This window comes from Nitritalea halalkaliphila LW7, from assembly GCF_000265075.1.
GTDB lineage: Bacteria > Bacteroidota > Bacteroidia > Cytophagales > Cyclobacteriaceae > Nitritalea > Nitritalea halalkaliphila.
Window position 1 is genome coordinate 1 of the sequence record NZ_AJYA01000076.1, and the last position, 9,236, is coordinate 9,236.

8 protein-coding genes and 1 pseudogene are annotated in these 9,236 nt (G+C 48.2%); 4 read left to right on the plus strand and 5 right to left on the minus strand.

The features are described from left to right. Positions 1–109 precede the first annotated feature (109 nt). Positions 110–2,268, minus strand: a pseudogene (locus A3SI_RS15855) (glutamine synthetase III family protein); the annotation flags it as partial. 231 nt (positions 2,269–2,499) lie between these two features. Here A3SI_RS15855 and mtaB point away from each other — a divergent pair. From mtaB to A3SI_RS15875, 4 genes are all read left to right on the plus strand, one after another. Next, positions 2,500–3,813, plus strand: a complete 1,314-nt coding sequence (mtaB, locus tag A3SI_RS15865; protein ID WP_040671208.1) for a tRNA (N(6)-L-threonylcarbamoyladenosine(37)-C(2))-methylthiotransferase MtaB — start codon at positions 2,500–2,502, stop codon at positions 3,811–3,813. 394 nt (positions 3,814–4,207) lie between these two features. Then, entirely contained in the window at positions 4,208–4,339 is a 132-nt protein-coding gene (locus A3SI_RS21800) for a hypothetical protein (protein ID WP_262491796.1), read from the plus strand. 5 nt (positions 4,340–4,344) lie between these two features. Next, positions 4,345–4,650, plus strand: a complete 306-nt coding sequence (locus A3SI_RS19835; RefSeq protein ID WP_262491798.1) for a sigma-70 family RNA polymerase sigma factor — start codon at positions 4,345–4,347, stop codon at positions 4,648–4,650. A gap of 386 nt (positions 4,651–5,036) precedes the next feature. Next, positions 5,037–5,456: a helix-turn-helix domain-containing protein gene (locus A3SI_RS15875; protein WP_009057499.1), complete on the plus strand. Its 420-nt coding sequence runs from the start codon at positions 5,037–5,039 to the stop codon at positions 5,454–5,456. A 165-nt stretch (positions 5,457–5,621) separates the two neighbouring features. Here A3SI_RS15875 and A3SI_RS15880 read toward each other — a convergent pair whose 3' ends face one another. The 4 genes from A3SI_RS15880 to A3SI_RS15890 form a co-directional block, all read right to left on the minus strand. Beyond that, positions 5,622–7,556: a polysaccharide biosynthesis protein gene (locus A3SI_RS15880; RefSeq protein ID WP_009057500.1), complete on the minus strand. Its 1,935-nt coding sequence runs from the start codon at positions 7,554–7,556 to the stop codon at positions 5,622–5,624. A gap of 217 nt (positions 7,557–7,773) precedes the next feature. Further along, the gene (locus A3SI_RS21805; RefSeq protein WP_262491797.1) at positions 7,774–7,905 is read right to left on the minus strand and encodes a hypothetical protein; all 132 of its coding nucleotides are present in this window, start codon (positions 7,903–7,905) and stop codon (positions 7,774–7,776) included. A 13-nt stretch (positions 7,906–7,918) separates the two neighbouring features. Beyond that, positions 7,919–8,536, minus strand: coding sequence for a YdcF family protein (locus A3SI_RS15885; RefSeq protein WP_009057501.1), 618 nt, complete (start codon positions 8,534–8,536; stop codon positions 7,919–7,921). 94 nt (positions 8,537–8,630) lie between these two features. Beyond that, positions 8,631–9,050: a hypothetical protein gene (locus A3SI_RS15890; RefSeq protein ID WP_238531822.1), complete on the minus strand. Its 420-nt coding sequence runs from the start codon at positions 9,048–9,050 to the stop codon at positions 8,631–8,633. Positions 9,051–9,236 lie beyond the last annotated feature (186 nt).

Here is a 9,236-nt window from a genome sequence, read left to right on the forward strand (position 1 = left end):
ATGCAAGCCCGAATCGCTATACCCAACCAWWCCCAGCWTAAACCCAAGCATTAACAATTAACAATWAACCATTAACAATTAAAAAAGCCCCTCTCGCTTTTTTTACTATTTTTAAAAACAACAACTCACGATATTTCACCAGCGGCCAATATTCGTCATCGACGAGAAGTTCTAACTTGTCTACCGCGTAGCGGATTTTATCAAAGAAGGCGTCTTTTACGTCAGTGCTGTAGCCCTTCGCACGCTCAGCAGGATCTTCGATCTTGTTTAGGCGCTTGCGGGCCTCGATCATCGCATGCACATCGGTTTTGAGGTTTTCCAAATGCTTGCTGATCTGCTTGATGGTCTCCACTGCGGCTTTATTGTCTAAACCTAAAGCAGCCAAACCCTGGGCGTTTTGGATCAATACATTCTGGTACTGCATCGCTGTAGGAATGATGTGGTTTAGGGCTAAATCTCCCATCACGCGCGACTCGATCTGCACCTTCATGATGTAGTTTTCACACATAATCTCATGACGGGCATGTAGCTCGATCGGCGACATGACGCTGTGCTTGTCGAAAAGGGCTTTTACCTCCTCACGCGTATACACATCTAAAGCGAATGGCGTGCTCTTCAAGTTCGATAGGCCCCGACGCTCGGCTTCCTGTGCCCACTCTTCCGAATAACCGTCTCCCTCGAAACGCACCTTCTTGGACGCAGTGATGTACTTGCGTAGTACCTCCACGATGGCGATTTTCTTCTCTTTACCGGCCTCCATTAAGCTTCTACTTCTGCATGCAGCGCATTTAAAACGTCCGCCACGATCACATTCAAGGCCGTCATCGGTCCTGCCACATTGGCTTGTGAACCTACCGCACGGAACTCAAACTTATTACCCGTAAAAGCAAAAGGCGAAGTACGGTTACGATCGGTATTGTCCAGGATGATTTCCGGGATCTTGGAGATGCCCAACTTCATGTACATGTTGTCGCCCTTCTCGATAGAAATGTTACCGTTTTTCTCTAATTCATCTAAAACACCCGTCAAGGTCGAACCTAAGAACACGGAAATAATCGCCGGAGGGGCCTCATTGGCACCTAAGCGGTGATCATTTCCGGCAGAAGCGATGCTGGCACGTAGTAAGTCGGCATTGTCATACACCGCTTTGATCGTGGCCACCAAGAAGCATAGGAACTGCAAGTTCTCCCGCGCCGAATTACTGGGCTGAAACAAGTTGATGCCCGTATCGGTGATCAGGGACCAGTTGTTGTGCTTACCCGAACCGTTTACGCCGGCAAATGGCTTCTCATGGAAAAGCACCTTTAAGTTATGACGATCGGCCACCTTGTCCATCAAGTCCATGAGGAGCTGGTTGTGATCCGTGGCTTTGTTGATCTCTTCGAATAGCGGCGCCACCTCAAATTGGCCAGGGGCCACCTCATTATGACGCGTAGACACCGGGATGCCTAATTTTAAGGCCTCGATCTCGAAATCCATCATGAAGTCCTTCACGCGCGTCGGGATAGAGCCGAAGTAGTGATCCTCGAGCTGCTGCCCGCGGGCTGGATTATGACCGAAAACAGAGCGGCCGGCCATCACCAAGTCGGGGCGGATGTTAAAGAGGGCCTTGTCTACGACAAAGTACTCCTGCTCCACCCCCAGGGAAGGCGTCACCTTGCGGACATTTCTGTCGAACAACTGGCACACTTTCACCGCCGCAGCATTGACAGCCTCGATAGACTTAAGAAGAGGGGTTTTGTAATCGAGCGCCTCGCCTGTGTAGGATACGAAGATGGTCGGGATACAGAGTGTGTTACCAAAGATAAAAATCGGGGAGGAAGGATCCCAGGCGGTGTAGCCACGCGCCTCAAAAGTCGTACGGATACCTCCATTCGGGAAGGAAGAGGCATCCGGCTCCTGCTGCACGAGCGCAGAGCCCTTAAATTTTTCGATGCCGGCATGCGCGTCGAAGAAAGCATCGTGCTTCTCCGCCGTAGAGCCTGTCAGCGGCTGGAACCAGTGCGTATAATGCGTCACGCCCTTCGAGAGTGCCCAGATGCGCACCGCAGAGGCCACCTCTTCCGCGATAAGCGGCTCGATCTTAGCCCCCTTCTCGATGGCTTCCATTACCTTCTTATACACACTCGGAGCCAGCGTCTCCTTCATCTCCTCTGAGCCAAAAACCAAACTGCCGAAATAATCAGAAATTTTCGGAGCCGGAGGGGTGACGGTAACACGCGGTCTGTCTTGCACTTTTAATAGCGCCTGATGTCTTAAAGTTGCCATACTTTACTATAAGTGGTTTAAAATTATACCAACAAAAATATGAAAATATGCGAACTAAAACCAGTTCTGCTGAAAATTTAGCCCGTTTTTCGAAAAATTTATGTGATTTTGAAAAAATATGGCGTAAAAACGCACCGACAACCGATTTTTGCGCCGGGAGGCGCGGAAAAATAGAAAAAGGAAAAAATCCGGAGAATGTGTACCTTTGTGGCTGAATATAAGGAGTCTAATGTGAAAAAAGTTGCTTTCTATACGCTGGGGTGTAAACTAAACTACTCGGAGACCTCTACGATCTCGCGCATGTTCGAGGAGAAGGGCTACCGTAAAGTGGATTTCATCGATACCCCCGACATCTATATTATCAATACCTGCTCGGTCACCGAAAACGCGGACAAGAAGTGTAAGAAGATCGTGAAAGAGGCGAAAAAGATCTCTCCCGACAGCTATGTGGCCATTATCGGCTGCTATGCCCAGCTGAAACCCCAGGAGATTTCGGAGATCGCCGGCGTGGATGCCGTGCTCGGAGCGGCGGAAAAATTTCGCCTTATCGAGCTGCTCGACGGTTTTGTCAAGCCCGCACAGCCGCAGGTGCTGGCCTCTGAGATCCAGGAGGCCAAGCGCTTTAACCATGCCTATTCCCTCCACGACCGCACCCGGACCTTCCTGAAGGTGCAGGATGGCTGTAATTACGGTTGCGCCTTCTGTACCATCCCGCTGGCACGTGGAAAGAGCCGGAGTGATAGCATCGAGGAGATTTTGCGCGGGGCGCAAAGCATCGGCGAGACGGGCGTAAAGGAGGTGGTGCTCACCGGGGTGAACATCGGCGACTTCGGAATCCAAGACGGCAAGCGCGTGGAGCGTTTTGCAGACCTGGTGGAGGCGCTGGACCAAGTGGAGGGCATCGAGCGCTTCCGCATTTCTTCTATCGAACCGAACCTGCTCACCAATGAAATCATCGACTATGTGGCGCGTTCGAAGCGCTTCGTGCCGCACTTCCATATTCCGCTGCAGTCGGGTAGCAATACGATTTTGCGCCGCATGGGGCGCCGCTACCTCCGCGAGCTCTATGCCGACCGGGTGGCGCGCATCAAGCGGCAGATGCCGGACTGCTGCATCGGCGTGGATGTGATCGTGGGCTTCCCGGGGGAAACGGAGGAGCTGTTTCTGGAGACCTACCAGTTCCTGAATGAGCTGGACATTTCCTACCTGCATGTCTTCACCTACTCCGAGCGGGCCAATACCCGGGCCGCAGAGATGGAGGAGGTCGTGCCCCTGGCCGTACGCCATGAACGCTCGAAAGCACTACGCGGACTTTCGGAGAAAAAACGCCGCTACTTCTACGAGCAGCAGCTGAACAAGACCTTTACTGTGCTCTTCGAGGAAGAGGTGCAGGAGGGCCGCATGTTCGGCTTTACTGAAAATTATGTGCGCGTGTCCGCCAAATACGATCCTGTGCTGGTGAATGAGCTGAAGGTGCTTACCCTGGACAGCATCGAGGCGGATGGTACGGTAAGCGTGCGGGAGCCGGAGCATATTATTTTATAACAGGCAGCACTGGCTTCAGCCGGCAAAGTAGCGCGCTGGTTTACCTACCGCGCTCAGACACTCTTCGGTCATCGGAGCCAAAAAGCAGGTAAGTAAACCTTCGCGGAAGGCTGGCTTGAAAAAAAAATTAAAAAAAAATGCAGTGGACGCGTATCTTTTTGGGGTCTTGGCGGTCTACGTTATGAATAGATAAAAAACCATAACCTTATGAACGAATGTACCTGTACGACATGTGAGTGCACCAAGTGCAACTGTGTCAACTGCAAAGAGAGTAACTGTCCATGTGAAAAATGTGAGTGCGCGACATGTAATGACACCTGCTGCGCATAAAACGGAGTTAAATCAATTTTAAAAAAGGCTGGCACCATGTTGGCCTTTTTTTAGTTTTGTAGCTATGAGCACGACACAAGAAGTTTGGGAGAAATATCGCGAAGGGCTGTACTTCTTTATTTTAAAACGCATTAAAAACGAGCAGGCCGCCTCGGATATTTTTCAAAATACCTTTATCAACATTCACCAGGGCTAGAGCAGCTGCAGGACCCCACGAAACTGCGTGCCTGGGTGTACCAGATCGCCCGGAATGAGGTGCATCGCTATCGAGAAAAAGAGCAGCGTTTTGTCGCAGAGGAGGAGCAGGAAGTGCCGGCTGAGCAGGCCCGTGAAGGCATACAGAGTGTCTGTTGCTTCGATAAATTCGTAGGGCAACTACCGGAACCCTATCGCGTGGTGATCGAAGGGCTCTACATCCGTGGAGAGAAGCAGCAGCAGGTGGCCGATCGCCTGGGGATAAGTTTAGAAAATGTAAAAGCGCGGGCCGCCGGGCCAAAGCGATCTTAAAACAACAATTTACCGAGTGCTGTCAATATACCCTGGATAGTACAGGCAAGCTCGTCGGTGAAGCAAAATGCTGTGAATGAAGCCACTAGCACTATTTTATTACTTCATAAAAATACCACTTAGAAAAATAAGGAGAATGCATGAACGTAAATCGACCTTCATAATTAAACCGGCTTTCATTAGGTTCGAATACAAACTAAAATAATTAGGTACTTGTTTAAAAGTGGCGGTTAGAGGAAGAAAAAGTGGGCTATTAGATACAAATAACAGTAGTTTAAGTAAAATAAATTAACTTCACTATTTATTATTTGAATTTTTTGTTAACTTAGCGCTGTCTTAAAAAGTTAAATCACAAATTATCTCTTACACCCAAAACAATTTATCTTATGACGTTACAGGAATTTGTTGACAAGTATCAGCATGTAAACTTTTCTACTTCTGCCTTTTTATATTACGATGCAGCAGGAAATCAATACAGCAGCATCGAAGAGGCCTATGAAAAGGGCGTTGAGGTGCGCATTTTGAAGGCGAAAGACATCGCCATGCAGGACTTAGCGGCCATCGGCATCACGTCGGAGCATGAGGCAAACATGCTGACGAAGATATTTAATGGGCTTTTCGGCCAAAATATCACCCCAACTGGAAGAAAAAGAAGAAAAAACTTTACCGACTCTGATAAAAAGCGTATATTGCGTGAGTATGAGAAAGCTGCTCGTGCGGGGGTTTCCAAATTTGAATTTGCGAACCGTAATGAAGTCTCTTATCCTACCCTACTAAAGTGGGTGAAGGAAGAAGAGATGGCATAAAGGGTCAGACGTTCGAGTACTCTCTTGTAATACAAATTAATAAAACACAAGCGCGGTAATTCGCAGCTTAAGCACCTACTTAAATCTGACCCGAAAAAAAAGCGACTCCCATGGAGTCGCTTTTCATTTTTACACGGATGACACGTTATAATGACAGACAACCTCTTAATTAAGCACCTTAGCGTCTAAGCGAGAAAACCTGGAGCTATTACTAATAAATTCAGGAACGAGTACCTTCATCTGCATCACCTGATCGAAATCGTCTCCTTTCTGTACGGTACCGTAAAGCAGCAGTAGCCCCTCTCTGAGGATACGATAGTCTAATGTTTTCACACGCGCTATTTTGATTTTCTGATGATGTGTAGGCAGCGTGGCCTCTGAATCATTCAGAAGCTCTTCGTATAACTTCTCACCAGGACGTAGCCCGCTGAACACGATGCCTACTTCTTCCACCGTCTTCCCACTTAGACGAATCATCTTTTTAGCTAGATCGGCGATTTTAACAGGCTGCCCCATGTCGAAGACAAAAATTTCGCCTCCCTGGCCCATGGCCCCCGCTTCTAAGACGAGCTGACAGGCTTCTGGAATCGTCATAAAATAGCGTGTAATGTCGGGATGGGTGACCGTAAGCGGTCCGCCCTGCTCTAACTGCCGGCGGAACAGGGGAATTACGGACCCATTACTTCCAAGTACATTTCCGAAACGCGTGGTAATAAAGCGGGTATGCACGGCAGCATCTGCTCGCACACGCTGTCCTAAAGCCTGCACATACATTTCTGCAAGTCGCTTACTTGCCCCCATGACATTCGTGGGATTTACAGCTTTATCGGTGCTTATCATCACAAATTTCTCCACCGCATACTCAAGCGAAAGATCAGCCAGTATCTGCGTCCCTTTCACATTCGTCTGAATCGCCTGATGGGGATATTCCTCCATCAGCGGAACGTGCTTATAGGCGGCCGCATGGAACACAACCTCTGGACGAAAATCTTTGAAATGACGCTGCATCACCTGCCTGTTGCGAATGTCTGCTACCACATACCGGCACGTTTTATCGGGAGCCGCTAACTTTAACTCCTGCTGCACATCGTAAAGAGGAGACTCCGCTTGATCTAGCAGCAGGAGCTCTGAGAAACCAAACCGCATCAACTGCCGACAGATTTCACTGCCGATGGACCCAGCAGCTCCGGTCACTAAAATGCGCTTTCCTTTTACAAAGGAAGCTACATTTCCTTCGTTTAGCTGAATACTTTTTCGCGGTAAAAGATCTTCTATACGGACCGACTTGATGTCTGAAGTTTTTAAGGGCTTTTGCTCAAACCAGGAAACCGAGCTAGGAATTTTCTTTACCTTTAAGTTCAGTGCCAGGGCCGCATCTGTCAATTCCCGCAGACGTTCTACGGGCAGTGCGGTGATCGCTATAATCAATTCTTTGACTCCTTTTTTCTCTACGAGCTGGGGAAGCGCTTCGGTACCCCCTTTAAAGATCGGGTAGCCCAAAAGAATTTTACCCTGCTTATCTGGCTCGTCATCTAAGAAGCCGACGATCTGATAAGGAGAAAAAGAGTCTCTCGTAATGGTTTGGCAGGTAATCATCGCTGCATCTCCTGCACCATACAACAGGACAGGAATGTCTCGATTACTTAGACTCGCACTTTTTTTCGCATAATGAAAGGCATTTCGAATCAGCAGGCGATAGCCTACGAGTAAGGACAGACTGATAAAGCTAGCGATCAAAGCGACGGAATAGGGCAAAAACAAATTTTTCCCCATCAGTCCCGTGCGCAGCATAAACTCAGCAGTCACCGCTAAGGTTAGTAAGGTTCCGATCAGCATGCAGCCGATGCGTGTCAAGTCACGCAAGCCAGTATGTCGCACGATCCCCCCATAGGATTTACACACGTACATAGCAGGCAGGCTCAGCCCTATAAAGACTGCTACCCCAGAAAACATGTGTAGCTCACTGATACGTAGGATGTCGAAATTAAAACGAAGCAGGTAAGCTAAAATCGTGGCGACACCCAGTAAAAACGTATCAATGAGGATAATGAGCCACCTGGGCATAATTCTAACGCCATTTAAAAGTTTAATTTGCGTCATAATACGATAAAAGTTTGTTGTTCATACAAAATTACTTAAATCTTTGTCCTTCTCCTAATCGTTTACAAACTCTTTTTACACGGAAATCTACTCTAAATGAGTTGATTAATCGCTAATGATTCTAACAATATCTACGAAAACTACAGCTTCAGTAGATTTCAACGAAGACAACCTGCTATAAATTCTCAAAATGCTGAAAGGATAGAAAGGGTCTAAATTAAATCTCGAACCATCCTGATGGGCGCGCTTCAGCTACACTTTCTACTTCCGCCGTTAAGGGCGTTAAATTCTCTTCTTCCACCTCTTCTGGCATGGTCAGACCCAAATACCCACCTTCACCATTAACCATTTACCATCAAACATTAATAATTCACCATCACCCCCTCTATCCATTCCTTCACCACCCCAGCCCAAAGGTGTAAATGACGCAAATCAGGCATCCAATCAAGCTTCTCCCCTGCCGGATGACGTAACACCGTGTACGTCGCAGGAACAGCATGCACCTCAAAGCCCTCCTTTTCAAAAATCCTTTTTACCCGTGGCAAATGATTCGCATGGCTGACGATAACAACGGCCCTCCATTCAGGAAAAGCGGCGCGCAGCGTTTGGGCTTCCTCTCGGGTAGTACGCGGTGTTTCGAGAAGCACTAGGCGTTCAGGTTCTTGCCATCCTACACGCAAAAGAAATTCGCGGTAGAGACTAGCTTGACTCGGGCCTCCGGGTCGCCCGGCAGAAGAAAGCACCAGGGGAAGATTAGGATAGGCTAAAGCCAAATCCCTGCCCCATAATAAACGAGGCAAAACACCCGCACGCCCGATCTGTCCCAAAATATCGGTACGCGAATCAGGAATCCCTTCGGAACCCAGCACCATGATGCCCTCCACCTTAGCTGGAACCGGCTGCAACTCCATCCCTGGAAACGCATCTTCCTGCCGCTCGATCACCCACTGCACGGGCCCTGGAAGTAAAAGCAGATACAAAACCCCAAGGAGCAGACCTCTCCCCCACTAAGACTTCCCTCTCCACAGAAAAAAAGAAAACCCCAACAACCAAATGAAGGGGTTCAAAACAAAGTTATACACGATAAAACGCAAGGCCGACAATTTTTTTTAGTAAATCAGAGTCTTTCGTTAGGACGGGACGCTCATCTACATCTCTTAGAGAAATGGTTTCCGTAGGAAACTGATACATTAAATAGCTGTGCTCGAAAGTTCCAGGACCGTGAAGCAGCTGAATGGTATCCGCGGGGAAATAAGCCCCTCCTGCTGCAGAACATGGGGTAAAGGCTACATGGCGTACATTAATTTCAGCGCTATAAGGAGTTCTATCTGCAACTTCTTTAAAATCAGCAGTAACAAAACCGTGCGGCTTAGCTACCGTTGAATCAAATACTCGAGATAGCGCTTTTTCAGCAAGTTCTACCAAGTGGGGTTCATTCAGCAAACGACCAAAGGAAGTGTATCCAGTTATACCAGAAGGCGCAACTTTTGCCATAATACAATGAACGCGCTCCCCAGCAGCCGCCCGCAGCCATTTCCCATTCCAATACAGTAATTTGCACGCTACATTTCTACCGCTTAAATACTTGATAGCAAGAAAATCCTCTGCATTTGGATTAATTAGGATCTAATTTCGCAGCGATGCCTCATTTTCAATCTTTAAAGAACACAAACGCACTCC

Bases quoted from the DNA above. Each gene is read 5' to 3' on its own strand.
- A3SI_RS21800 (WP_262491796.1), top strand. From the start codon at position 4,208: ATGAGCACGACACAAGAAGTTTGGGAGAAATATCGCGAAGGGCTGTAC.
- A3SI_RS15875 (WP_009057499.1), top strand. From the start codon at position 5,037: ATGACGTTACAGGAATTTGTTGACAAGTATCAGCATGTAAACTTTTCT.
- A3SI_RS15880 (WP_009057500.1), bottom strand. From the start codon at position 7,556: ATGACGCAAATTAAACTTTTAAATGGCGTTAGAATTATGCCCAGGTGG.
- A3SI_RS21805 (WP_262491797.1), bottom strand. From the start codon at position 7,905: ATGGTTAATGGTGAAGGTGGGTATTTGGGTCTGACCATGCCAGAAGAG.
- A3SI_RS15890 (WP_238531822.1), bottom strand. From the start codon at position 9,050: ATGGCAAAAGTTGCGCCTTCTGGTATAACTGGATACACTTCCTTTGGT.